We start from the raw sequence: 24,690 nt of genomic DNA, 5'->3' as shown, positions 1-24,690 counted from the left end.
AAGCTAGTAGTAGCCCCTATTTTCGAGGAGATACCCGTGTCGGTTGAGAACCTGTACCGTGAGCATGGTTTTGTGCCTCTAGAGGCCCCCTGCGCTGCCGAGCGTCTAGCCCTTATTGATCTGGATGCCGTTGAACGCAACGTGCGCCGTATCAAACAGCTCATCGGTGGGCGCGCCCTGATTGCGGTGGTCAAGGCCGATGCGTACGGGCATGGAGCTGTGGACGTTGCCCGCTCGGCGCTGGCTGCGGGGGCGGACTACCTGGGTGTGGCGCATGTGACGGAGGCTCACCTTCTGCGGCAGGCTGGTATTGGGGCCCCGATGGTGGTCTGGTTGCACACCCCGCACACAGACTTTGAAACAGCTCTGCGTGATGACCTGGAGCTGGGCGTATCAAGTAGCTGGGAGCTACAGAAAATCGCGGAGGCCCACCGGGCTACCGGGCAGTTGGCGCCTGCCCGCCTACACCTGAAGATCGACACGGGGCTGGGGCGGAACGGGGCGACCATGGAGCAGCTACCTGCGCTTGCTACTGCGGCGCGTGAATTGGAGATTATCGGTGTAGTTCAGGTTGTGGGCGTATTTTCACACCTGGCTGTTGCCGATGAGCCCCAGCGCCCCGAAACATCAGAGCAGTCACGGGTTTTTGACGAGGCGATTAGCCAGCTCCAGCGGGCGGGGCTGAACCCACAGCTCCGCCACCTGGCTAATACCCCTGCGACTTTCAGCGTGGCCTCTCAGGGGCCCGAAGAGAACCTGCTCCGTGACGGGGTTCGTGTGGGGCTAGGGCTTTACGGGCTTTCGCCTCTAGGCGGGGTGAGCCCGCAAGAGCTTGGACTGAGCCCGGTTATGCACCTGCAAACGTATATCAGCGCCGTCAAAGAAGTTCCAGCTGGTCAGGGGGTCTCCTACGGTCTGAACTACATGACCGACAAACCCACAACACTGGCCCTGGTACCGATGGGCTACGCGGACGGTGTTCCCCGGGTTGCCACGGGTGGCCCCGTGCGTATCTACCCGGCGGGCGGCCAGCCCAGAACCTATCGCGAGGTAGGCCGCATCGCTATGGACCAGCTCGTGATTGACCTGGGAGAACCGGGCCTGGCCGATCCCGCCGCAGGCTACCTGGGGGCCCCTGCCGTGCTTTTCGGTGCGGGGGAGAACCCGCCGGTAACCCGCTGGGCTGAGGCTGCCGGAACGATTAACTACGAAATCGTCACCCGTATTTCACCCCGCGTCACCCGCGTCAGCGTGGGTGGCTCCTGGCGCAAGGCTAGCGCGTACGAACACCCTACCCGCACTGTGGAGGTCTAAGACTGTGGCGACCGAGAACGTCCTTGACCTTGAACTGGCCGGGCCAGAGCACACCCGCGCACTAGCCCTAGCCCTGGCCCCCCTGCTCAGCGCGGGAGACGTGCTGATCCTGGCCGGTGAACTAGGAGCCGGTAAAACCACCTTCACCCGCTCCCTGGGGGAGGGGCTGGGGGTACGCGAGGGGGTTATATCACCGACGTTCGTGCTCTCCCGCCTTCACCCCAACCTGGCTGACGGGCCGAACCCCGGCGGACCCGACCTGGTGCATGTGGACGCCTACCGCCTGGTTTCTGCCGAAGAACTAGACGACCTTGACCTGGAATACTCGCTCGATCGCTCGGTAACCGTCATTGAATGGGGCAGGGGGAAGGCAGAGCACCTCTCAGAATCCATCCTTGATCTAGAGTTCACCCGCGTGACCGGTGCCGACCTGGCAGAGAGCGACCCGTACGCTCTCTACGCCCCCGGTGCCGACAGCGAACCAGATGAGGAGGACGAGGGCGTCCCCGAACCCCGCCGCCTCCGCATCACAGGCACCGGCCCCCGCTGGGAGGCAGTCTGGGGCCAGCTCACAGACGCGCTGGTTCAAGCACGCTAGACTGGTCGGGTGCTTATTCTTGCCTTGGACTCATCAGCAACCGCCTCCGTCGCCCTCGGCCGCATCGAGAACGGCCAGCTGACCCTACTGGCGCACCGTGCAACCGAACATACCCGCTCTCACGCTGAGGTGCTGGCACCTTTCGTTGCTGAGCTGCTGGCAGAAGCCGGAGTGGCTGGCACAGACCTGGATGCACTCATCACCGGCACTGGCCCCGGCCCCTTCACCGGCCTACGTGCCGGTATCGTCACCGCTCGAGCACTCGCCTTCGCCTGGAATAAGCCTCTTTACGGGCTGATGAGCCTCACCGCTCTAGCTGAGAGCGCCTACGCTGCCGCGGCGGCGTCCGGTCAGACCCGCTTTCTGGTGGCCTCCGACGCCCGCCGCCGCGAAATCTACTCCGCTGTTTTTGAGGTAACCGGAGCAGGCTACCAGCTGGTGAGCGGTCCGACCGTGGGTTCGGCTGACCAGCTACCTGATGTGCCCGTCTTTGGGCAGGGGGCTTCTCTTTACCCCGATCACCTGAACGCCGTCCCCGGTTTTGAGACCGCCCAGCCGGATGCCGCTGCCCTTCTGGGCGCGGCAGCCCGACTCGGCGTGGAAAACCTCAGCACCGACACTTCGGCTCTCTACCTGCGGGAGTCTGATGCCAAGGTGCCGGCCGCCCGCAAGAAAGCCACACCCACCGACACCGCCCAGGCCGGTGCCTGATGCTGTACGCGACCCTGCCTACCCACCTCGCGGATGGGGCCACCGTGCGGGAGATGGCCCTGGACGATGTGCCCGCCGTTCACGCCCTTGAACGTGAGCTCTTCCCGGCCGATGCCTGGCCCCTCGATATGTTCCTGGCCGAAATAACCCACGAAACCCGGGGTTACGTCGTCCTTGAAGCTGCCGGGCCAGAGCCACAGGTCATCGGCTACGCCGGGGTGATGAGCGTGGCCGAGACCGCCGACGTGCAGACCATTGCGGTTGTGCCCGCAGCAGAAGGGCGCGGCTACGGCCGGGCCCTGCTCGATTTTCTAGCCCGTGAGGCGAAAGCCCGCGGAGCCGAGCAGATACTGCTCGAGGTGCGCGCCGATAACCCCCGCGCCCAAAACCTCTACCTGAAAAACGGGTACGAGCGCATTCATGTGCGCCGCCGCTACTACAATGACGGGGTTGACGCACTGATAATGCGCAAGCCACTCGCCCCTGCTGACCGTCTACAAGGAGAAGCTTTTCATGGCCGATAAGAACCAGCCGCTGGTACTGGGCATTGAGTCCTCCTGCGATGAGACCGGCATCGGCATCGTGCGTGGCTCTACTCTACTCACCAATACCGTCTCGTCCTCCATGAACGAGCACGTGCGTTTTGGCGGCGTGATTCCCGAGATTGCCTCCCGGGCCCACCTGGATGCTCTGATCCCGGCCCTGAGCGCCGCCCTGGATGAGGCGGACGTGACCCTGGATGAGGTGGACGCCATCGCTGTGACAGCCGGGCCCGGGCTGGCCGGGGCCCTCATGGTGGGTGTCTCTGCGGCTAAGGCCCTGGCCACGGCCACCGGCAAGCCCCTCTATGGCATTAACCACCTGGTTGCCCACGTGAGTGTGGGCCTGCTGGATGACTGCGGCATCGAGGGGCATACCGCTGATTTTCTAGATACTCTGCCCAGCACCGGGCTCGGAGCCCTGCTTGTCTCCGGTGGCCACACCGAGATCCTGGCTGTGCGAGACATAACCGGCGACGTAGAACTGTTGGGCGCCACCCTGGACGACGCAGCAGGAGAGGCCTACGACAAGGTGGCCCGCCTGCTCGGCCTGACCTACCCCGGTGGCCCCGCCATTGATCGGGCCGCAGCTGGTGGTGACGGTGGCACGTTTGCCTTCCCCCGCGGCCTGTCTACCCGCAAGTTTATGGGGACGGCCGAAGCCCCCGGCCCCCATCGCTATGATTTTTCTTTCTCCGGTCTCAAGACCGCTGTGGCCCGCGTGGTCGAAGGCTTCGAAGCCCGTGGTGAAGAGGTACCGGTTGCCGACATCGCGGCCTCCTTCCAGGAAGCTGTGGTGGACGTGATTACTAAGAAGGCTATGCTGGCCTGCACCGAGCGAGGCATCACCACCCTGCTGCTGGGCGGGGGAGTAGCGGCGAACTCCCGTCTGCGTCAGCTCACCGCCTCCCGCTGTGCTGAGCACGGTATCAGATTGGTAATTCCTCAGCTGAGCCTCTGCACCGACAACGGGGCCATGGTGGCGGCACTGGGTGCCCGTCTGGTGAGGGAGGGGCGCCCACCGTCCGGTCTGGACTTCACCGCCGACTCGTCCCTGCCGGTAACCACAATTTCGCTCTAGTCGGGGCGGAAAAGCCTGAGGGCCGGGGTAGTAAGGCCTACAGCCCGTCGGTGGCTTGCGAGGTCAGGTCGTCCACCACAGCTTGCAGGTTCCCGCCGCTTTCGGCAGCCACCCGTCGCTGGCGCTGGTAGCCCGCCCCGATCAGGCAGATTCGCTCCACATCAGCTAGTTCAGTGGAGCACCCCAGATCAGCGGCAATACCCTCCAGTTTGTTGAGCAGCCCCAGGGTATCGTCCCTGACTAGACGCTCGGTGTTCTGGTTATCGAGAATAACGATGGCCTCGGTGCCGTAGCGGGCAGCCCGCCACTTGTTCTCCTGCACGTGCCAGGGCTTGAGGGGCTCAATACGCTTGCCAGCATCGAGCTGGCGGGAGAACCACTCCACCAGGCACTGGGTGAAGGCGGTCAGCGCTGCAATGTCGCGAATGGAGGCCAGCCCGTCGTAGGCCCGCATCTCCACTGTGCCGTACTTAGGCACGGGGCGAACGTCCCAGCGGTTCTCGCTGGGGTCATCAATGACGCCGGTGACCACCAGGTCGTTGAGGTAGTCCTCGTAGTCCTCCCACCGTTCAAAGGTGAAGGGCAAACCCGAGGTAGGTAGCTGCTGGAAAATCTGCGCCCGTTGCGACGCGAAACCGGTGTCTTCGCCCTCCCAAAAAGGTGAGGACGCTGAGAGGGCCAGCAGGTGCGGGTAAAAATTAGTGAGCCCGTTAAGTACCGGCAGAGCTTTCTCGCGGGAGTTCACCCCGGTGTGTACGTGCACCCCGTAGACAATCTGGCGGCGTCCCCAAAACTGGGAGCGGTCTAGCACCCGCAAGTAGCGATCCTTCTCAACGACCTTCTGCTCCAGAGCACGGGAGAAGGGGTGGGTTCCCGCTGAGAAGAAAGCTAGTCCCAACTGGTCAGTTATATCTTTGAGGGCACCGGTGGCAGCTGCCAGCTGCTCGGCGGCTTCACCGGGGGTTCGGCAAATTCCGGTGACCAGCTCGACCGTGTTGTTGAGGAACTCCCCGGTGATATGCGCTCGGTGCAGGGTGGGCTCAAGGAGGTGGGGCTCTTGCTCCTGTAAGAGCTGAAGCACCTCGTCAGCTCGAGAAACCAACTGACGGCTCTGCGGGTCTACCAGCGCGAGCTCCCATTCCACTCCGAGAGTGGACTGGTCAGAGGGATGAAAAAACATGAGCAGGCTCCAGAATTGGGGTTCGGTGCTGTTTCCATCTTAGAGGTAGGGCCTCGTTCTAGGTAATTTAGCTGGAACTGAGCGAGAAACACCCCGCCTGTGAGAGGGACCCAGGGAGCCCTGATGAGAGGAATCCTGTGGTCATATGTGTTGCTTGTCGGGCGAAATGCTCAAAGGCTAGGGTTGAAATGAGCAAGCCATATATGGGTTGCCCTGAAACATGCTCACAGTCAGAGACAACACACACATTTGCATTGGAGGGAAATGAATCTGGGATTCGCCAGACGCGCAAAGCGCTCTGCTACTATCGCTTCACTGGGTCTTCTCGCTACTTCAGCTCTTGGAATGAGCACCCTGGTAACTGCTCCCATGGCTCACGCCGAGGGGGCAGATAAGTTTATTGTTAGCCCGGTACTGGAATCCGGCAAGACCCCCATTACGGTAAACGACACCGTAGGTTTTAAATTTGACTGGAAGGTCAAGCCAGGTGAAACCATCGCTGTAGGCGACGTGCTTGAGATGGAATTCGGCTCAGACTCTTCGGTCGTATTCACCCAAAACCCGCCTACCTTTGATTTGATGACCCCGCGAGGTCAGGCTGCGGCCAACTGTTCTGTGGACAGAATTAAGATTTCTTGCACCTTTGTGGAGTCAGATATTGTAGGTGACGGTGCAGAGAACATCCACGGAAGCGCTCAGGTAGAAGGTCGTGCTGTACGTTCAACCGAGTCGACGACAGTGCCTTTCACCGTTAACGGTGTTAGCAACCCTCTGACTCTGCCCGTAGCTGGTGAAGGTACTAGCTGCGTTATCTGCGATCGTGCGCAGGGGCTTGGAAGCAAGATTACAAAGCGTGGCAATGTGAACCTGGCTCCAGCTGGTAGCCTGCCTCCGCGCGTTGAATGGTCCATCACTGTACCTGGCCCTGTACTTCTCAACAATGAGGTCGGTGCCCTCACCTTCTCTGACACTCTGAGCGGCGACCATGAGTTCCGACTGGGTACAGCAGTTGAAGGTAACTCCTACTTCCGCCTAAGCGTCTACACCGCTGACGGAGTAAACCGGGTCGATAGCTTTGCAATTTCTCAGGAGGACATCTCAGTGAGCGAAGACGGCAAGTCCGTCAAGCTGACCGTCCCTGAACCCTCAGAGGGCTGGAACCCTGAGTATAAGTACCAGATTGACTACTTCACCTTCTTCCCCGAGGACATCATCCCGGCAGCAGGTAGCACCTTCATCAATTCCTTCCAGATTGACGGCAAGGAAGACCTGATTGAGAGTGCACAGGCACAGATTAACTCCGGCCAGGGCGTTGCGGACGCTGAGCGCCGCGTGGGCGTCACCAAGACCGTCTCCGGCTTGTCCGAAGCTGATAGCGACCTTGCCCAGAGCAAGTCATTCACTTTCGAGTACGAGTGCGCCCTGCCTAGCGGTGCAACCTCGAGTGGTGAGATTTCTGCCTACGGTAACGGTGTGACCCAGTACTCCAAGACCCCCCTTGAACTGGGGGCCAAGTGCTCAGTCACCGAGGTCGCTGACGACACCGATATCGAGGGCTATAAGTTTGTCACTGAGATCGCTCCGGTAGATGTTACAACCGGTGCTGGCACCAACGTCGCCACCTTCGTTAACACCTACGAGCCTGTTGCTGAGCCTTCACCTAGCGCAACTCAGGATGAGACTCCTAGCGCAGCTTCTGTGCCCAGCCCGAGCGAGAGCTCTGAAACCACCCCTGCTGTGACCACAGAACCCAGCCCGCAGGCTTCAGAGACCCCGCAGGCCGCTGCAACCCCGTCTCAGCAGAGCGGTAGTCTGGCTAACACCGGTGCAAACGTCGTGGTGCTGGTAGCGGTTGCTGCTCTGTTGCTCACCACCGGCGCAATCGTGGTGGCCCGCCGTCGCAAGGACGTCTAGAGCCCGGTTATGCCGTAAGGGCGCTTCCCGCTCTTGACGAGGCCAAGGCCCCTCTCGCACAGTGAATGCGAGAGGGGCCTTAGTCTTGGTTAGGGGGCTCTACTGAGCGCTATCAAGGCCAACACCTGCATCTCACAGACCCGGTAGCATAAGCCCTTCGGCCTGCTAACCTCTACCCGCCGGGTTCCTTGGGGGCATCTTCTTCTGCGACCGCTTCAGCCCAAATAGCCAGCCGCTGCGAGGTGCTACCTACACCCAGTCGGGTGAGGATTAAAGTGGCTTCTTTAACCGGTGCCCCCTTCTTTTTCTTGACCCCGGCCAGCAGGGTAGCCCGTAGCTTCTCGGGCGCCAGATCGACTCCCCGCTTCTTAATGGTCAGGGCGGTAATACCCTCGTCCTTGACCCAGCGGCGTAGCTTTTTCTCATGCAGGGGCAGAGTGCCTAGGACGCGGTAGGTTCGGCTCAGAGGGCTTGTTACGGGAACATCACAGGTGAGATAGGCAATATGTTCGTCGATTAAGGTTGCACCCACCTGGCGGGCAAAATCAGCAACCAGGTGAGAACGCACCACAGCTCCATCAGGTTCTATCAGGTAGGCTCCCAGCCCGGTCACCGCAACCGCCTCCTCTGAGGTGCTGGAGCGCTGGCCCGATCGGATTTCTCCCAGTACCTGCCGGGTGATGGCACCAGCCCCCAACACCGTTGCTGAGCGTGCCACGCCGGGGCGTGCGAGGGCGTTAAACCAGAGCACCACTTCGACCACGCTACCGCCGTGGCTGACCCACTCGGCCTCGGCGCCTACGGGAACCGCCTCGTGCGGTAGGCCCGGGCCTAGCTTGACGCCCATGGGAAGGCCGGTTGCCGCCAGTTTCTCGATGAGGGAGAAAGGCGGAGAGAAGCCCTCCGGGTCAAAGATACGTGAGGTGGTTGTACCGCCGTTAACCTCACGGCGGGCGGGGTCAAGCCAGAGGGCCGCAATGCGCTCGCCCGCTACCGTGCATAGGCCGTCAAGGCCAAGGTCATTTACATCGCCCACCAGTACCTGCGCGGTGGTGTAGGAAGAGAGGTTGTAGGCCGCGAGAGCTGCGGTGGCCGGGTCACGCTCAACGGCTGTTAATGCTAGCCCAGCGCGGGCAAAGGCCAGGGAATCGGCACCCAGACCACAGCCTAGGTCTGCTACCGAGGTGAGATTAGCCTGCACGAATCTCTGCGCGTGGTGGTCAGCAACGGCTGCCCGGGTGGCCTGCTCGTAGCCAGCCTCGGTAAAGAGCATAGTTGTAGCGGCAGACCCAAACTTGGTGGCTCCCAGGGTGCGCAGTCGGGCCTGGGTGAGCAGGGCTGAGGCATCGTCCGCGCTTAAACCCCGCGCTCGCAGGGTGGTCACGGCCCGGAGCGAATCAGCGGGGTTGTAGGGAACTAGCTCGTCAAGAAGAGCTAACTGCTCTGCCGGGAAAGGCTGAGCACTGGCGCGGGGAAAAGACATCATGGGCTTAAGTGTAGATGGAGCCGAGCGGCTAGGGCTGGCATAAATTGCGCACGAGCGCCTGCACTCCTGAACTAAAGGCTACTACGCCCGGTGGGTAGCTTGGTGTAGGGCTGGGTGGCTAGGGCCCAGACGGCCCCGCCGATGGCGCAGGAACCAACCAGGGTAAAGACTGCGGGTAGGGAGAGGGTGACCATAGTGACCGATACGCCAACCGGCCCAGCGACAATAGCTACCTGTGAGAAGAGCGACCAGATGGAGAGGAAGGTGGCGCGGCCGGTGTTGGGCGAAAGGTCTGCGCCGATGGTCATGTTGATGCCTGCCCCAAAGCCGTTGCCCACGGCCATGAGAACAAGGCCCATGATGAAGCTGCCGCTGGTGGGTACGAGTGGGGTGACAAGAAATCCTGCTCCGAAGATGGTCAGGCAGAGGGCCAGGACGGCGGAGCGGCCAACACGGTCTTTGAGATAGCCACCGGGAACCATAATCACCATTTCGAGAGCTGAACCGAGGGCAATAGCCAGGGCGATGTGGGAGTCAGTCCAGCCCAGGTGCATGCCCCAGAGGGCGACGACAATGGGCTGGGTGACGCGGGCTATGGCAAGCACGACCATGTTCAGGCCCGCAACGATAACGGCACCCCAGCGCACTTGGAGGGCTAGATCTGCATCTGTTCGAGCTTTTTTAGCGGCGGCGGTTGCGGAGTCGAAGGTGGCATTGAAGCGGCGGATCTGCAGGCAGAAAGTTGCGCTTGCAACGAGGATGAGGGCGCAAACGAAGACTGACCACATAGGCAGCCACAGCAGGAGGAGAGCCGAGACGAGTGGCCCGGCCAGCGAGCCTGCCCGCTGGGCACCGCCAAGGGCCGTCATGGCCTTGCCGCGGTCGTCCGCGGCCACGGTTTCTGCCAGGACGGACTGGCGAGCCAGCCCCCAGGCTACGGTTGAGGGTACCCGGGCGATGTGGGCTGTCACGTAAAGGCCGAGAGCCCAGGTAAGTGGCAGGGCGAGGGAGAGGGCGCTGGCGGTGAGGGCAGCTGCCGCAAAGGTGGTCGCTACGGTCATGGAACGTTTATCACCGATGCGGTCAATGGCAGCCCCGACCGGGACGGTGCACACGATAGCGAGAAGCCCTGTAGCGGCAACCAGCAGTGAGGCAAGTTCCGGGGAAGCCCCCAGCCTGATAGCCGCCAGCAGCTGGATAGGAACTACAGCGCCGAAACCTGCGGCGAAAAGAAAGGAGGGGACGAGCACCGGCCAGAAAATGAGTTTAAGCAAGGGCTCCCCTCTCTTACATGACGCTACCTTTTGTATTGTAGTTCACAAATTGGGGTGCGCTGAGTGCGAAACTGGTCCACGGCCTTGCCCCCACCCCTGCAAGGGGCCTAAAGTTTGAGTTAGCACTTGACCGCCTACAGTGCTAAATGGGGGTCTGTCGGTAGCACCGCGACGATACCGTTCACAGGCTCGCAGGCAGCACACGGTCACCCTTGAATGTACACCGAGCACTCACTAGAAGGAGTACCTCACCATGGCTATCAAGCCCCTTGAAGACCGCATCGTCGTCCAGATTATTGAAGCGGAGCAGGTTACCGCCTCCGGCCTGGCTATTCCCGACACCGCCAAAGAAAAGCCGCAGGAGGCAAAGGTCATTGCTGTTGGCCCCGGCCGTATCGACGACAAGGGCAACCGCGTACCCGTCGACGTCACTGAGGGAGACATGGTAATTTTCTCCAAGTACGGCGGCACTGAGGTTAAGTACGGCGGCACCGAATACCTGATTCTCTCGGCCCGCGACGTACTGGCTGTTGTCTCCTAGGTTCTAACGGCTCACCGACCCAACCCGTTAGCAAGCAACGAAAGAAGTAAGGATTCATGGCAAAACAGCTTGAATTCAACGATGATGCGCGTAAGCACCTGCAGACCGGCGTCGATAAGCTGGCCAACGCCGTCAAGGTCACTCTGGGCCCCCGCGGCCGCAACGTGGTACTTGACAAGCAGTGGGGTGCCCCCATCATCACCAACGACGGAGTCTCCATCGCCCGCGAAATCGAGTTGGAGAACCCCTACGAAAATTTGGGTGCCCAGCTCGCCAAAGAAGTAGCGACCAAGACCAACGACGTTGCCGGTGACGGCACCACCACCGCAACCGTACTGGCCCAGGCACTCGTCTCTGAGGGCCTGCGCAACGTGACCTCCGGTGCTGCCCCCGGCGAAGTCAAGCGCGGTATCGAGATCGCTACCAAGCTGGTCTCCGAGCGTCTGCTGGCGAACGCCCGTGAGGTCTCCGGCGACGAGGTTGCGCACGTGGCAGCCATTTCGGCGCAGTCACCCCACATCGGTGATCTGCTCTCTGAGGCCTTTTCGAAGGTGGGGCAGGACGGTGTTATCACCATCGAAGACGGCTCCACCACCGAAATTGAACTCGAAGTGACCGAGGGTATGCAGTTCGATAAGGGCTACCTTTCACCCTCCTTTGTCACCGACCCTGAGCGCGCCGAAGCTGTTCTCGAAAACACACTGATTCTGCTCTACCAGGGCAAGATTTCAACCGTTGCCGAGATTATGCCCGTGCTTGAGAAGGTTGTTCAGGCTAAGAAACCGATTACCGTCATCGCTGAGGACGTTGACGGCGAGGCCCTCTCAACCCTGGTAGTCAACAAGCTGCGCGGCAACCTTGACGTTGTAGCGCTGAAGGCACCCGGTTTTGGCGACCGCCGCAAGGCAATCTTCCAAGACCTGGCTATCTTGACCGGTGGAACCGTCATCACCGGCGAACTCGGTATTACCCTCGATTCCGTGACCCTGGACCAGCTTGGCTCGGCCCGCCGCGTGACCGTCACCAAGAACAACACCACCATCGTTGATGGCGGCGGAACTTCTGAGGCCGTAGCCGAGCGTGTTGACCAGATTCGCGCCGAAATTGAGCGTGTGGATTCTGAATGGGACCGCGAGAAACTCAAGGAACGCCTGGCCAAGCTGGCCGGCGGCGTCGGCGTCATCAAGGTCGGTGCCGCTACCGAGGTTGAGGCCAAGGAACGCAAGCACCGTATTGAGGACGCCGTATCATCCACCCGTGCCGCTCTCGAGGAGGGCATTGTTGCAGGTGGCGGCACCGCTCTAGTGCACGCTCTGGCCGCTCTTGACGGTGTGGAGCTCGACTCTCGTGACGCTTCGGTCGGTGTAGAGATCGTGCGCCGTTCCCTGGTTCAGCCCCTGCGCTGGATCGCTGAAAACGCCGGTGAGGACGGCTACGTGGTCACCTCTCGTGTTGCTGAAATGCCCCTCGGCCACGGCTTCAACGCAGCGACCGGCGAGTACGAGGATCTGATTGCCCGCGGCATCATTGACCCCGTCAAGGTGACTCGCTCAGCCCTTGAAAACGCAGCCTCCATCGCTGCCCTGGTGCTGACCACCGAGACCCTGGTGGTCGAAAAGCCCGCGGAGGAAGACGAGAACGAGACCGACTAGGGTCAAAACCTCGCTCATCCCAACCCACAGGCGCCCGCCTTCCCCGTACCGGGGAGGCGGGCGCCTCCCATTTTCAAAGACAAGGTCAACTCGTAGCAGGCGGTAAAGCCTGGGCGCACGGCTACCCTCGCCGGTAAAGATTTCAGTTTTGTGAGCAAATATCCAGCGGATGCCGGTATCATACCTTACTTGTGGTTAACCTATTGAGGGGGTTTCAACGGCATCCCCGACGTTAAAAGTAGGCAGGAGGTGAGCACATGGATCAAAAACGGCCCAAAACCGGTACCGTGAGAACTGTGACGCTCATGGCTGAGCGTACCTGGCGCCCTGAGATTCAGGGGTTGCGAGCGCTCGCCCTGCTACTGGTGGCCGCCTACCACCTCTGGTTTGGCAGGGTCTCCGGCGGTGTAGATGTTTTCCTGTTGGTATCAGCCTTCCTCCTCACGGGTTCGTTTGTGCGCAGGCTGGAGCAGGGGAGGATTACAGGCCCCGGCACCTGGTTGGGTACCAAAACCCTGGTGGCCTACTGGGTGCACGTCTTTAAACGGTTGCTACCGCTGGCTTCGCTGACCGTAGCCCTGACATTGGCGGGCACCTATTTCTTTATCCCGGCGGAGCGCTGGCTGGTGATTCTGGACGAGGCCAAGAGCGTGGTCCTTTACCAGCACAACTGGTGGTCTATCGAAAACACTGTGGATTACTATGCGGCAGATACCTCGCAGGCCTCACCGTTCAGACATTTCTGGTCCCTGTCGGTGCAGGGGCAGATGTACATGCTGTGGCCGCTGGTCTTTGCGGGGGTGGCGCTACTCCTAGGACGCAGATTACGCGGCCTGGCGCGCTGGGCGCTGACCGCTGTGTTCGGCTATATTTTTGTCTACTCGCTTCACTACTCAATCACCGCCACCGCCGCCCATCAGCAGACCGCCTATTTTGATACGGAAGCTAGGCTGTGGGAGTTTGCGCTGGGTTCCATCGTTGCCCTGTGGCTCCCTGCTCTGCGCCTGCCCCGGTACCTGCGAGCCGTGCTGGGGTGGGCAGGTATCGTTGCAATAGTGGCCTGCGGCTTTGTGCTTGATGTCAACGGCACCTTCCCCGGCTATGTGGCGCTCTGGCCGACCCTAGCGGCCTCCCTCGTGATCATCGCAGGGGATACACAAACACGTTGGGGCCCCGAAAAACTACTGACCGCGCGTCCGCTCCTGGCCCTGGGAGGATTTTCGTACGCCCTCTACCTGGTGCACTGGCCGATTCTAGTTTTCTACCTGGCACAAACTAAGCAAGAGAAAGCCGGGTTTCTTGCCGGGGTGGGTCTCCTGCTGGTTTCTGGTGTGATTGCCTGGGCCTTGAACCAGCTGGTTGAGAAGCCCCTCCGCGACTGGGCCCTGCCCAATCGTTCCCTGCTCACCGGTCTTGCCACCGGCGGTCTCTGTGCGGCTCTGGCCCTGGCACCCTCCTACGCCTGGAAGCAGACCATCTACCGGCAGGCGCAGGCGGCAGAAGCGAATCGTTCCCTCAACAACGTGGGTGCCGCTGTTTTTGACCCCAACTTCCAGTACCAGGGGGAGAGCGACCCCACCGTCATTCCCATGCGTGCTGTACTTGACGCGGACTGGGCTGACCTGGGCGCCAGCTGCGCTGATGCCGAGCCGACCCTGAACCTCCCTGATACTCTCGCGGGCAACTGTACCGCGGTGACCCACAGCGATAAGCCCACCCGCGTCGTGGTGGCCTGGGGAAACTCACACATGCAGATGTGGATGACGGCTCTACGGCCACTCGCTGAGGAACAGGGCTGGACGGTCTACGCCATCATCCGCCCCGGGTGTTTCTTAGGCCCTGACGATAACGCCGCTTACGCCACGGGCTACGACTGCGATACCTGGGCAGCAGATAGCGCTGCCTTCATTCAGGACCTCCACCCCGATACCGTCCTGCTTCACGGCACCAAGTCGCAGCCGGGCGTCCCCGACGTTCAGCTACCGAATGCCACGACCCGCACGGAGCAGCTGACCGGTGCCGGGGTCGGTGTGGTGGGCTTGCGTGACACCCCGCGCATGGAAACCATGCATAAGGACTGCCTGGACTCCCTGGCCGGAGCAGACGACTGCGTGATGGAGTCCGGCCAGGACGTCTACACCAACCCGCTCACCAATCTTGAAAGCGCCTACCCCGGCTATTCGGCGCTGAATCTTTCCGATTTGATCTGCCCAGACAATGAGTGCCCACCGGCTATTGGCAATATTTACACCTACTTTGACTACGACCACATCACAGCTACCTACATCGAGACCTTGGGCTCCTACTTCAACCCCCGCCTGCTGGATGCAGTTCAGCGGGCTGACGCCGGGGCTACCGTTTCAGCCACTCGCAACTAGCGCCTAACCCGACTAAGATTAAGAACAGCGTGCTCCACACCCACTTGAACCCCTCGAAAGGTAGCGACCCCTTTATGACTACGCCCACTGCACTGAGCGAAGACCCTTTCGGCTTCACCGGCCTGACCTATGACGATGTGCTGTTGCTCCCCGGCAACACGAATGTGATTCCGTCAGATGCAGATACCACCACCCGCCTAACCAAGCGAATTTCCATCTCCTCACCGATTATCTCGGCGGCCATGGATACCGTCACCGAGTCAGCCTTAGCCATTGCCATGGCTCGCCTGGGTGGCATGGGCGTCATCCACCGCAACCTTTCCGTCGCAGATCAGGCCGACCATGTTGACCGCGTTAAACGTTCCGAGTCCGGCATGATTACCAACCCCGTGACCGTGGGCCCCGATGCCACTATCGCCGAGCTCGATGCCCTCTGCGGCCACTACAAGGTTTCTGGCCTGCCCGTGGTGGACGAAGATAAGGTGCTGGTAGGTATCATCACTAACCGCGACACCCGCTACTTGCCCGAGTCAGCGTTTGAAACCACCTACGTGCGCGACATCATGACCAAGATGCCGCTCATCACCGGCCACGAGGGCATGAGCAAGGACGAAGCCTTCGCCCTGCTGGCAGAAAACAAGATTGAAAAGCTGCCCCTGATTGACGAAGCGGGTAAGCTGACCGGTCTGATTACCGTTAAGGACTTCACCAAGAGTGAGCAGTACCCCCGCGCTACCAAGGACGATGACGGCCGCCTGCGCGTGGGTGCCGCTATCGGCTTCTTTGGCGACGGCTACGAGCGGGCCATGACCTTGGTTGAGGCGGGAGTTGACGCCCTCTTCGTTGACACTGCTAACGGCCACTCTCAGGGGGTGCTCGATATGATCGCCCGCTTGAAGAAAGATCCCGCTGCCACCCACGTTGATGTGGTAGGCGGCCAGGCGGCTACCCGCGTCGGCGCCCAGGCTATTATTGACGCTGGCGCAGACGCTGTGAAGGTGGGCGTTGGCCCCGGCTCTATCTGCACCACCCGCATTATCGCTGGCGTGGGCGTGCCCCAGATTACCGCCATCAACGAATCCGCTAAGGCGGCCATTCCCGCAGGCGTTCCCCTGATCGCGGACGGCGGTATGCAGCACTCCGGTGAAATTGGTAAGGCCCTGGTAGCGGGTGCCGATTCTGTTATGCTGGGCTCCCTGCTGGCCGGTACCGCTGAGTCACCCGGCGATCTGATTTTTGTGAACGGTAAGCAGTTCAAGGCCTACCGTGGCATGGGCTCACTGGGCGCTATGCAGTCCCGCGGCGGTAAGAAGTCCTTCTCAAAGGACCGCTACTTCCAGGCCGATGTTTCTTCTGAGGAGAAGCTGATTCCCGAGGGCATTGAGGGGCAGGTTCCCTACCGCGGGCCCCTTTCCTCTGTACTACATCAGCTTGAGGGCGGCCTGCGTCAGACCATGTTCTACGTGGGTGCTCACACCGTTGAAGAGCTCAAGAACAAGGGCCGATTCGTGCGTATCACCTCGGCAGGGCTGAAGGAGTCACACCCGCACGACATCACCATGACCGTTGAAGCCCCTAACTACCGCCGCTAACCCTGCAGACATAAAGGATTACTATGACTGACATCCAGATTGGTATGTCCAAGCGGGCCCGCCGTACCTATTCGCTCGACGAAATCGCACTGGTGCCCACCCGCCGCACCCGTGATGCTCACGACGTAAACCTGAGCTGGCAGATTGACGCCTTCAAGTTTGACACCCCCATCATCGGTGCTCCTATGGACTCGGTCATGTCACCGGCGACCGTTATCGCCCTGGGCAAGCTCGGCGGCCTGGGGGTACTCAACCTTGAGGGCTTATGGACCCGTTACGAGGACCCGGCACCCTACCTCGACGAAATCACTTCTCTGAGCGCTGACGACGCGCCGGCCGCAACCCGCCGCATGCAGCAGATTTACGCTGAGCCCATCAAGGCTGAGCTGATTACCGCCCGCCTGGCAGAAATCCGGGAATCGGGCGTCATCGTTGCCGGGTCGCTGACCCCGCAAAACACCCAGGAGTTCTACGAGACCGTGGTCAAAGCAGGTGTTGACCTCTTCGTAATCCGCGGTGCCGCTGTCTCAGCTCAACACGTTTCATCCCGCCGTGAGCCCCTTGACCTCAAGAAGTTCATTTACGAGCTGGACGTGCCGGTCATGGTCGGTGGTGTCACCGGGTACACCCCCGCCATGCACCTGATGCGCACCGGTGCTGCCGGTGTGCTGGTCGGTTTTGGCGGCGGTGCCACCCTGACCACCCGCCGCGGTCTGGGGATTCAGGCCGCCATGGCTACCGCGATTTCTGATGTGGCCGCCGCCCGATCCGACTACTTGGACGAGTCCGGTGGCCGCTACGTGCACGTCATCGCGGACGGCTCTCTGGGCCGCTCCGGCGATATGGTTAAGGCCCTGGCTATGGGGGCGGATGCCGTGATGATAGGCGCGCCCCTAGCCCGCGCGGCCGAAGCCCCCGGAGCGGGCTGGTACTGGGGCAATGAGGCTCACTCAGCTGACTTTCCCCGCGGGATTCGTACCTACCAGGGCACCGTGGGCACCCTGCAAGAAGTCATGCACGGCCCCTCCGCTGACACCAACGGTTCAGCTAACCTCGTGGGCGCCCTTAAACGTGCGCTAGCTACCTGCGGGTACACCGATTTGAAATCCTTCCAGCGCATCGACGTCAATATCACCCCCTACGTCAAGTAGGTCGCTTCAGTGCTGAAAACCGCTCTCACCCCCCGCTGGCTGCTAGGGCTCCTGCTGGTGCTGGCCCTGGCCAGTGGTTTTGTGGCGCTCAGCAAGTGGCAACTCAACGCCTCTACTCTGGGGCAGCTGACTGCTGACCCTGCTAAGGACGTGGTGCGCCCCTACAGCCAGGTGCTCAAGGCTCATGACAGCCTCGACGCCACTGAGGTTGACACGGTGATTGAGGCAACCGGCTCCTACCTCCCTGGCTCCTCCTACCTGGTGCAGGAGAAACTCCACGGCGGGCAGGAGGGGTTTTGGGTTATCTCCCTTTTCGTTCCCGACGGCGAGAGCACCGTAGTGACCAATCTGGGGGAGGGGCCGCGAGGTATTGCTGTGGTCCGCGGCTGGACTCCCACCCCCGAGCTACCCGCCGAGCCCGGGGGCACCGTGACGGTCGCCGGGCGGCTGGTGGGTAATGACCCACCTTTGACCTCCGACCTGATCACGGACGAGAACCGTAACCATGACCGCATGCTGGCCTCGGCTAACTCCTCCTACCTGACCAACACCTGGAACGCCGCCCTCTACAACGGTATACTCACTGCCGACTCAGAAACCCACGGAGCAACCCCCCTCACCGGTCAAGGAACCATTGCCGAGAACGCCAGCCTGCTGGAGCAGAGCGGCACCCTGCAGCCCATTCGTGCTACCCAGTACACTGACGACTCTGTCGACTGGCTCAATATCTTCTACGCGCTAGAGTGGCTGGTCTTCGCAGGATTTGCGCTCTACCTCTGGTGGCGTATGCTCAAAGACTCAGTTGAGAAGGCAGAAGACCCCACCCTCTACTTTGAATACGAGGGTGAGTACTGGGTTGATGAAGCCACCGGCCGCCCCTATTACTTTGACCCAGCTGACCAGGCCTACTATTTTTTTGATGAGATTAAGGACGCTAGCGGCAGCCGCTTGCCGCCCGGCACCTAGGCGTACAGTAGCGTCCTTGTAGAACATCCACCAGCAACCCCTGAAAAGAGAACCCTAACAGTGAGTGAGAACATAACCCCCCGCCCCACCGAACGAACCGACGGTAAAAAGGTCACGCTAGCTAGCGGTACTGATGAAACTAAGACCCAGACCGGCTTCACTGTGCGAAAAAAATTTGGCGGAACCGAAGCCCAAATTCGTGGCGCTCTGACCTTTTACAAGTGGTGCGCCTGGATTTCGGGTACCTTCCTGCTCCTGCTCGTGACCGAAATGGTGACCCGCTATATCTTTGGCCACGACCTGGTCGCTGGCGGTACTGATGCACAAACCGGTCATACCGTAGCCCTGGGCTGGCTCAACCGTGAAACCGGCAACCTGCACGGTGGTGTGAACATCTCCACCTGGATTCTGATTATTCACGGCTGGTTCTACGTGGTTTACCTCTTCTCCTGCTTCCGCCTGTGGCTGCTCATGCGCTGGCGCCTACCCCAGCTCATTGTCATGGCCCTGGGCGGTGTTGTGCCCTTCCTTTCCTTCATCGTCGAGCGTCGTATCTACGCCGAAACCCTGGCCCTGCTTGAAGCTAACCCTCAGGCCACCAAACGCTATTAAAGCCGTGAGAGACTCCACTAGAATAGAACTCAAAATCCCCTCCAGGCCCGGGTGGCAGCGTCCTTGTGACCTGCTACCGGGTACGTGACCCAACGAAAAGGTAAATACCTGTGACTACTCACACCCCCGTCGAGGAGCTCGAAGAGCGCCCCGTCCTGGTCGTTGACTATGGTGCCCAGTATGCCCAGCTCATCGCCCGCCGCGTCCGAGAAGCCGGCGTTTACTCGGAGCTAGTACCTCACACTATGCCCACCGATAAAATGCTGGCTAAGAACCCTGCCGCCATTATCCTGTCTGGTGGCCCCTCTTCCGTATACGAGGACGGCGCCCCCAAGGGGGATCCAGCCCTGTTTGAGGCAGGTGTGCCCGTATTCGGGATCTGCTACGGGTTTCAGGTGATGGCTCAGACCCTGGGCGGTACCGTGGCTCAAACTGGCCTGCGTGAGTACGGTGCGACCGATGCAGTGGTTTGTGCAGAGAACTCATCCTTTCTCACCGGCACCCCGGCTACCCAGAAGGTCTGGATGAGTCACGGTGACTCTGTTTCGCAGGCTCCCGAAGGCTTTGAGGTTCTGGCCCAGACTCCCGGTGCGGCGGTTGCCGCTTTTGTGGATGAGAAGCGTAAGTTTGGTGGCGTGCAGTGGCACCCCGAGGTCAAGCACTCCGACTACGGCCAGGTTGCCCTGGAGAACTTTTTGTTCGGTGTGGCAGGGCTTGAGAAGACCTGGTCCACCGGCAATATCATCGATGAGCAGGTCGCTAAGATCCGTGAGCAGGTCGGTGACGACCAGGTGATTTGCGCGCTCTCTGGCGGTGTAGACTCCTCTGTTGCTGCGGCCCTGGTGCACAAGGCTGTGGGCGACCAGCTGACCTGCTTCTTCATTGACCACGGTCTACTGCGAGAGGGTGAGCGTGAGCAAGTGGAGCAGGATTACGCCTCAACCATGGGTATCAAGGTTGTGACTATTGACGAGTCAGAGCGCTTCCTGGGTGCTCTGGCGGGTATCACCGAGCCTGAGGCCAAGCGTAAGGCTATTGGCCGCGAGTTTATTCGCTCCTTTGAGGCTGCCCAGCGCAAGCTGATTGAAGAGGCTGGTGCTGACGGCGCTGATATTAAGTTCTTGGTGCAGGGAACCCTTTATCCGGACGTGGTTGAGTCAGGCGGCGGCGAGGGCGCTGCCAATATTAAGTCTCACCATAATGTGGGTGGCCTGCCTGATGACCTGCAGTTTGAGCTGGTTGAGCCCCTGCGCACTCTTTTTAAGGACGAGGTTCGCGCTATTGGCCGTGAGCTGGGGGTTCCTGAGAAGATTGTTGCCCGCCAGCCCTTCCCAGGCCCTGGCTTGGGTATTCGTGTGATTGGTGAGGTTACCGAGCGTAACTTGGGCACCTTGCGTGTAGCTGATGCGATTGTGCGTGAGGAGCTGAGGGCAGCCGGTATGGACGAGGAGATCTGGCAGTGCCCCGTGGTGTTGCTGGCGGACGTCCGTTCCGTTGGTGTGCAGGGGGATGGCCGCACTTATGGCCACCCGATTGTGTTGCGCCCGGTCTCTTCTGAGGACGCGATGACTGCTGACTGGTCACGCTTGCCCTATGACCTGCTGGCGAAGATTTCTAACCGGATTACCAATGAGGTTGCTGAGGTGAACCGAGTGGTTCTGGACGTAACTTCAAAGCCTCCGGGAACGATTGAGTGGGAATAAACCAAATTTTCCGAGCGAGCGAGGAAATAAAAATTTGGTTTATTCCGCGAGCCTGCGAGCGGTTTAGTTGACTTAGTGTGGCTGCCGCTTGCGGGCCTCGGGCGAGGAGCTTGCGAGCGTAGCGAGCTCCTCGTTTTGTTAGTCCGCGAGCCTGCGAGCGGCTGGTTGACTCAGTGCGGCTGCCGCTTGCGGGTCTCGGGGGAGGGGGCGAGCTTGCTCGCTCCTTTCCTGATTTTCCGCCAAAGGGCGGAATAGAAAATCAAGTTATTCGCCGAGCATAGCGAAGCGTTGAGGCGAGGAGCTTGCGAGCGGCATGGTTGGCTATAACTATGACCCAAGAAACCCTAGCCCACTTTTTTGAAGTCTCACAACCGACGATCTCACGAACCATCAGCACCATCGAAAAAGCCCTAGAAAAAGTACTTACCCCAATGGCCCAACCCCTGAAAGAGAGCCTGAAAGCACCTGGACCCCTCGTCGTCGATGGCACCCTAGTGCCGACCTGAAACTGACATTTACTGGGCAAAACAAACTTTTCTGAAAGGCACAAACGCGCAGGGTTTAACCACGGGACTGTCAGACATGATGCCCATGCCTTCAAAGCTCACGGGTTAGATCAACTGCTAGATGTTTCGACTCTGGCTGATAAGGGTTATGTTGGCTTGAACCTAGCTACCCCTACCAAACGCAGGCCGGGGCAGCGGCTTAGTCGGGAGCAGAAGAAGAATAACCGGGTGCTCAATCGGTTGCGGTCGGTGGTGGAGCGGGGGAAAAGCTCAGGTGAAAAGCTGGCGGGTTCTGCATACTGGGTTCAGGCGGCCGTTGAGCTCGTATGGGCAGGTGTTTTCTTCTGGTGCGGGGGGTTGCTGTTTTTGGTGGCTGGTGGGACCTTATGAATAACCCTCTTTGAAAGCCGCTTACGCCAGTTAGTTTTGTCCCTATTAGAATTTCTTCAATTTCGTGATTGCATTCTTCATCACCCCATGTATAAACTTTGTGAGGTGCAATAAATTCCCAATCATTCGTTGACGACCATCGCAGAAGCTGTCTTTGTTTATTTTTGAGGGTTATCTCAATACTTGCAAATATGGAGCTTTGTACATCTGTAACCCAAAAAGGCCCATGGGTATCGAGGAAGTCATGGGTTAATTTTAAGTTTCTCATCAATCTCCCTAAAAGAGTATTGGAACGATTAACCAGCCGAAGCTCAGTATCTGTATCAGGACACAACCTGCAGCCCTTTCCCTGTCCTGGGTCTAAAGGCAAGGCCGCCAAACTCTGGATCTAGTGATATGTGTTTGGGGCAGTTAGCTATAGAGCTTCTTACAAAGAGGAGGCAGAAATAAGCGTGGTTTCCCTGGGTGGATAGGCTGGTGGTTCTTTATCGTTTGAAGGTGCCAACTTCGTTCGCAACTAACCACTCACCATAGGCAAACTTTGCACCCTGAATTGAATGCTCAGCTATCTGATCGATTTTTAAACCATCACTGAAAAGTAAAGTTGGCTGGGATAAGTCATCAGGACCAGCAAAGCCGATAAGGCTTCTCCCTTCCATCTCTCGTGCCATTTGCTCGTACTCTTTAGCGCATATTTTGTATTTTAACCCCTCAATTTCGTGAAACTCCTGTTGTGAACACCATACTCCAGTGGAACTGTTGACTGTCCACGCATTACTAATAACAATTTCTGAACCATTTTGTAATGTTATCAATAGGCTATATGCTGCAGCTGCTAGTTTATCGTTCTGCATACAAAGAACATTTGTAATGGTTGAACCTATCGCATAAATTAATACTTGATTAATAAGGCTAAGTGGTCTATCGAAGGGGTTGTTCTCGGGGGAGGTAATTAAAGGCTGAGGAAAGTATTCTAAGCGTTGGTATCTTGGGGAGCTATATTCTGTTTGCACTACGCCAGAAGCAGTTTCCAGTTTTACACTAGTTCCTAATTCACCAACCCAGTCATCGCCTGCTGTCATGAATCGTACGATAAACCCGTTGCTGAAGATAAAGGTATTGTCGTAAAGATTATGGTAGCCACAAATATTAGTAATTTGCGTACCTACTAGTTGATCACAAGCATCCCCTAATGCTTCTATGTAGCTTGCAATTCTAGGGTCATCCTGGTTCTCGCGATGGTATTCGGACCCAAAAGCTTGGGATGGAGTGACTATTTGCCACAAATCATTTGAGGACAAGGTGAGGATATCGCCATGGTGATTGGTGAGATTGATATAGAACACACGAGATTTTAGATGAGTAAAGACTTTCTTAACTGTGAAAGGGAAACTCTCAAGAATTATTTTCTGGTTCAAAGTATTCTTCATTTACTATTCCTCTTCAAATAATATGTGGCTCCTACTTGACGCATACTGACTCCTAGTCTGCCCCGGGTAATCGGGAGCGAAGTCTCGCGGTATTTGTACTTGTTTCCACGTCAAAGGGTCTAGCTGCGGGGTTAGCAGTTTACCTATTCCATACACTGCCGTCTACTTCAGTCATGTTAGGAGCCCTTCACGGTTCTTCTGGGAGAATGTATTGACTTTTGGCAACCTCTAATAGTTTTAGAAAATTAGCGGCGCCTATGTCATTTTTGGCTAACTCGCAGGTTTTGGATAAATGGTTTTCGAAATTACTTACTCCAGAATCAATTCCCTCAAAATAATATTTGAGATTTCTTAAACTGCCTGCCACTAGCCTATAGTCATTATACGTAGTAAATAGTATAAAGTCCTTTTCGGTGTTGACAATTAAAATTGCCGCCCCAAAAAGTTCTCTGAATATCTTTTCAAGTTTGTCCACATCATCGCGGCTTAGAGTTAGGGGGTCTGCGGCATGTTCAAACCCATCTCCAAAAAATGGTATGACAGTGAAACATTTAGTTGGGTTGGAAGTAAGAACTCTGGCCATCCCCTTAAGAAAATTCTCATCTATATGGAATTCGTCTGCTACCTGTGGTATACAGAATAAATTGTTTTTCAGAAGATAGTTTTTATTGAGGGTGTTAAAATCTTCGATTATAGCTTGGGGGTCAAATTGGTATTTAAAATATTTATTCATCTGGGTACCTAAATTTAAGATTTTTACTTCCAGAAGGTCGCTGCAGCTCTAGAGTTGGGCTACCTTCACTGCTTGGCCTCTGAATTATTTTTGTATCATCTGATAATTGAGCGATTCTAGAGTTCTGCCCCTTAATTGATATTTCTCTATATTCTAGGCCCTGAGCTAGGTGGGTAAAATCTTTATCGAGTGTTTCACTTCCACCAGGCATATTCCATTGTTCATACTTACTAGATTTATGGAAAACCCCACGCTCCTTCATCCCACCCAAATAATCATCAATCTGGGAGGACGTAAGAGGGCTAGGAGACAGGTTCTGTAATTTCTGCTCAGCAGGCATCAATTCCGGCAAAGTTCCATACACCCCAGGCCCAATCGCCCGCTGACCCACCGAAACAACAGCACCAGAAGGCGGTAGAACCTCACCTTCCAAAACCCTATCATTCAGAGCCCGAGTAGCACTCCTACCCCCGGAATCAGCAGCTGCATCAGCAACACCACCCACCGCACGCCGACCCACCACCGACGGCCCCGGCAACACACCCCCCACACCAGCAACCGCAACATCCCCCACAAACCCAGCCACATTATGCGGCCCAGGAGACCTCACATACGAATACGCAGCAGACCCAGAAGCAACCAAACCCTGCACAAGAAGCCCACCAGGAACCATATCCAAAGCCAACTGCACCGGATCCACCGACCCCGTCGACGCCTTCTGCATCCCCATGGAAATACCACCAGAGACCAGCATGCCACCAACCGGCCCACCCACACCCGTAGCCATCAACGCCACACCAGCAACCACCATCGCCCCAGCAGCAACATACTCCCAGTTATCAGCAACCCAATCACCAGCATCAGCAAGCGCGCCCTGATTAGCCTCACGATAAGCAGCCAAATCAGCATCCGTAGCAGGCCGCAACCCCCACGGATCAC

Annotated in this window: 21 protein-coding genes; 15 read left to right on the top strand and 6 right to left on the bottom strand. The window is 58.5% G+C overall.

Annotated elements, in window-relative coordinates:
• Positions 1-36 precede the first annotated feature (36 nt).
• From alr to tsaD, 5 genes are read left to right on the top strand one after another with little or no spacing between them, the layout of a single operon-like run.
• A complete protein-coding gene (gene alr / locus L6966_RS07745) occupies positions 37-1,314 on the top strand; it encodes an alanine racemase (protein ID WP_237233163.1) in 1,278 nt (425 codons plus the stop codon).
• 4 nt (positions 1,315-1,318) lie between these two features.
• Positions 1,319-1,912 carry a tRNA (adenosine(37)-N6)-threonylcarbamoyltransferase complex ATPase subunit type 1 TsaE gene (gene tsaE / locus L6966_RS07740; protein ID WP_083090756.1) on the top strand — a complete coding sequence of 198 codons (594 nt, stop codon included), beginning with the start codon at positions 1,319-1,321 and terminating at the stop codon, positions 1,910-1,912.
• Between the two features lie 9 nt (positions 1,913-1,921).
• Positions 1,922-2,623, top strand: coding sequence for a tRNA (adenosine(37)-N6)-threonylcarbamoyltransferase complex dimerization subunit type 1 TsaB (gene tsaB, locus L6966_RS07735; RefSeq protein ID WP_083090757.1), 702 nt, complete (start codon positions 1,922-1,924; stop codon positions 2,621-2,623).
• Positions 2,623-3,147 (top strand): ribosomal protein S18-alanine N-acetyltransferase, encoded by a 525-nt coding sequence (rimI, locus tag L6966_RS07730; protein ID WP_237233162.1) that lies wholly within the window; start codon positions 2,623-2,625, stop codon positions 3,145-3,147. The genes tsaB and rimI overlap by 1 nt, the downstream gene beginning before the upstream one ends.
• Positions 3,137-4,243 (top strand): tRNA (adenosine(37)-N6)-threonylcarbamoyltransferase complex transferase subunit TsaD, encoded by a 1,107-nt coding sequence (gene tsaD / locus L6966_RS07725; RefSeq protein ID WP_083090759.1) that lies wholly within the window; start codon positions 3,137-3,139, stop codon positions 4,241-4,243. Before rimI ends, tsaD begins: the two co-directional genes overlap by 11 nt.
• Positions 4,244-4,280: 37 nt before the next feature.
• On the opposite strand, the gene L6966_RS07720 is transcribed toward tsaD, so the two are convergent.
• The gene (locus L6966_RS07720) at positions 4,281-5,429 is read right to left on the bottom strand and encodes a glutamate--cysteine ligase (RefSeq protein WP_083090760.1); all 1,149 of its coding nucleotides are present in this window, start codon (positions 5,427-5,429) and stop codon (positions 4,281-4,283) included.
• A 258-nt stretch (positions 5,430-5,687) separates the two neighbouring features.
• Between L6966_RS07720 and L6966_RS07715 the strand changes: the two genes are divergently transcribed.
• Positions 5,688-7,337: a DUF5979 domain-containing protein gene (locus L6966_RS07715; protein ID WP_083090761.1), complete on the top strand. Its 1,650-nt coding sequence runs from the start codon at positions 5,688-5,690 to the stop codon at positions 7,335-7,337.
• A gap of 172 nt (positions 7,338-7,509) precedes the next feature.
• Here the strand turns inward: L6966_RS07715 and L6966_RS07710 are convergent, their stop codons facing one another.
• Both L6966_RS07710 and L6966_RS07705 read right to left on the bottom strand, forming a co-directional pair.
• On the bottom strand, positions 7,510-8,823 hold the full coding sequence (locus tag L6966_RS07710; RefSeq protein ID WP_237224778.1) for a class I SAM-dependent methyltransferase: 1,314 nt from the start codon (positions 8,821-8,823) through the stop codon (positions 7,510-7,512).
• A 71-nt stretch (positions 8,824-8,894) separates the two neighbouring features.
• Positions 8,895-10,097 carry an MFS transporter gene (locus tag L6966_RS07705; RefSeq protein ID WP_083090763.1) on the bottom strand — a complete coding sequence of 401 codons (1,203 nt, stop codon included), beginning with the start codon at positions 10,095-10,097 and terminating at the stop codon, positions 8,895-8,897.
• 253 nt (positions 10,098-10,350) lie between these two features.
• Here L6966_RS07705 and groES point away from each other — a divergent pair, with 253 nt between their 5' ends.
• The 9 genes from groES (at position 10,351) to L6966_RS12240 (ending at position 21,588) form a co-directional block, all read left to right on the top strand.
• On the top strand, positions 10,351-10,638 hold the full coding sequence (groES, locus tag L6966_RS07700) for a co-chaperone GroES (protein ID WP_083090764.1): 288 nt from the start codon (positions 10,351-10,353) through the stop codon (positions 10,636-10,638).
• Positions 10,639-10,694: 56 nt separating this feature from the next.
• Complete coding sequence (gene groL / locus L6966_RS07695; protein WP_083090765.1) at positions 10,695-12,290, top strand: chaperonin GroEL; 1,596 nt, start codon at positions 10,695-10,697, stop codon at positions 12,288-12,290.
• A gap of 257 nt (positions 12,291-12,547) precedes the next feature.
• Positions 12,548-14,668, top strand: coding sequence for an acyltransferase family protein (locus tag L6966_RS07690; RefSeq protein ID WP_237233161.1), 2,121 nt, complete (start codon positions 12,548-12,550; stop codon positions 14,666-14,668).
• A gap of 74 nt (positions 14,669-14,742) precedes the next feature.
• Positions 14,743-16,260 carry an IMP dehydrogenase gene (gene guaB / locus L6966_RS07685; RefSeq protein WP_237224773.1) on the top strand — a complete coding sequence of 506 codons (1,518 nt, stop codon included), beginning with the start codon at positions 14,743-14,745 and terminating at the stop codon, positions 16,258-16,260.
• 23 nt (positions 16,261-16,283) lie between these two features.
• Complete coding sequence (locus L6966_RS07680; RefSeq protein WP_083090768.1) at positions 16,284-17,411, top strand: GuaB3 family IMP dehydrogenase-related protein; 1,128 nt, start codon at positions 16,284-16,286, stop codon at positions 17,409-17,411.
• 9 nt (positions 17,412-17,420) lie between these two features.
• A complete protein-coding gene (locus L6966_RS07675) occupies positions 17,421-18,377 on the top strand; it encodes an SURF1 family protein (RefSeq protein WP_237233160.1) in 957 nt (318 codons plus the stop codon).
• Between the two features lie 60 nt (positions 18,378-18,437).
• Positions 18,438-18,989, top strand: a complete 552-nt coding sequence (locus L6966_RS07670; protein ID WP_237233159.1) for a DUF3817 domain-containing protein — start codon at positions 18,438-18,440, stop codon at positions 18,987-18,989.
• Between the two features lie 110 nt (positions 18,990-19,099).
• Positions 19,100-20,692 carry a glutamine-hydrolyzing GMP synthase gene (gene guaA / locus L6966_RS07665; protein ID WP_237233158.1) on the top strand — a complete coding sequence of 531 codons (1,593 nt, stop codon included), beginning with the start codon at positions 19,100-19,102 and terminating at the stop codon, positions 20,690-20,692.
• Positions 20,693-21,210: 518 nt separating this feature from the next.
• Complete coding sequence (locus L6966_RS12240) at positions 21,211-21,588, top strand: transposase family protein (protein ID WP_083090772.1); 378 nt, start codon at positions 21,211-21,213, stop codon at positions 21,586-21,588.
• Between the two features lie 485 nt (positions 21,589-22,073).
• Here L6966_RS12240 and L6966_RS07660 read toward each other — a convergent pair whose 3' ends face one another.
• The 3 genes from L6966_RS07660 to L6966_RS07650 form a co-directional block, all read right to left on the bottom strand.
• Positions 22,074-23,018 (bottom strand): hypothetical protein, encoded by a 945-nt coding sequence (locus L6966_RS07660; protein WP_083090773.1) that lies wholly within the window; start codon positions 23,016-23,018, stop codon positions 22,074-22,076.
• A gap of 187 nt (positions 23,019-23,205) precedes the next feature.
• Positions 23,206-23,751: a hypothetical protein gene (locus tag L6966_RS07655; RefSeq protein WP_083090774.1), complete on the bottom strand. Its 546-nt coding sequence runs from the start codon at positions 23,749-23,751 to the stop codon at positions 23,206-23,208.
• The coding region (locus L6966_RS07650; RefSeq protein ID WP_237233157.1) for a hypothetical protein at positions 23,744-24,690 on the bottom strand (947 nt) is incomplete at its 5' end. The genes L6966_RS07655 and L6966_RS07650, both read right to left, overlap by 8 nt.

The organism is Rothia nasisuis, from assembly GCF_928381405.1.
In the GTDB taxonomy this organism is placed as follows: domain Bacteria; phylum Actinomycetota; class Actinomycetes; order Actinomycetales; family Micrococcaceae; genus Rothia; species Rothia nasisuis.
The sequence above is the reverse complement of the archived record's forward strand: the minus strand, read 5'-3'. Positions and strand labels throughout refer to the sequence as shown.

Excerpts from the sequence above, each read along its gene's own strand:
- L6966_RS07710 (WP_237224778.1), bottom strand. The coding sequence starts at position 8,823 with ATGATGTCTTTTCCCCGCGCCAGTGCTCAGCCTTTCCCGGCAGAGCAG.
- groL (WP_083090765.1), top strand. The coding sequence starts at position 10,695 with ATGGCAAAACAGCTTGAATTCAACGATGATGCGCGTAAGCACCTGCAG.
- L6966_RS07660 (WP_083090773.1), bottom strand. The coding sequence starts at position 23,018 with ATGAAGAATACTTTGAACCAGAAAATAATTCTTGAGAGTTTCCCTTTC.
- L6966_RS07680 (WP_083090768.1), top strand. The coding sequence starts at position 16,284 with ATGACTGACATCCAGATTGGTATGTCCAAGCGGGCCCGCCGTACCTAT.
- L6966_RS07655 (WP_083090774.1), bottom strand. The coding sequence starts at position 23,751 with ATGAATAAATATTTTAAATACCAATTTGACCCCCAAGCTATAATCGAA.
- L6966_RS07690 (WP_237233161.1), top strand. The coding sequence starts at position 12,548 with ATGGATCAAAAACGGCCCAAAACCGGTACCGTGAGAACTGTGACGCTC.
- L6966_RS07715 (WP_083090761.1), top strand. The coding sequence starts at position 5,688 with ATGAATCTGGGATTCGCCAGACGCGCAAAGCGCTCTGCTACTATCGCT.
- tsaD (WP_083090759.1), top strand. The coding sequence starts at position 3,137 with ATGGCCGATAAGAACCAGCCGCTGGTACTGGGCATTGAGTCCTCCTGC.
- guaB (WP_237224773.1), top strand. The coding sequence starts at position 14,743 with ATGACTACGCCCACTGCACTGAGCGAAGACCCTTTCGGCTTCACCGGC.
- rimI (WP_237233162.1), top strand. The coding sequence starts at position 2,623 with ATGCTGTACGCGACCCTGCCTACCCACCTCGCGGATGGGGCCACCGTG.
- groES (WP_083090764.1), top strand. The coding sequence starts at position 10,351 with ATGGCTATCAAGCCCCTTGAAGACCGCATCGTCGTCCAGATTATTGAA.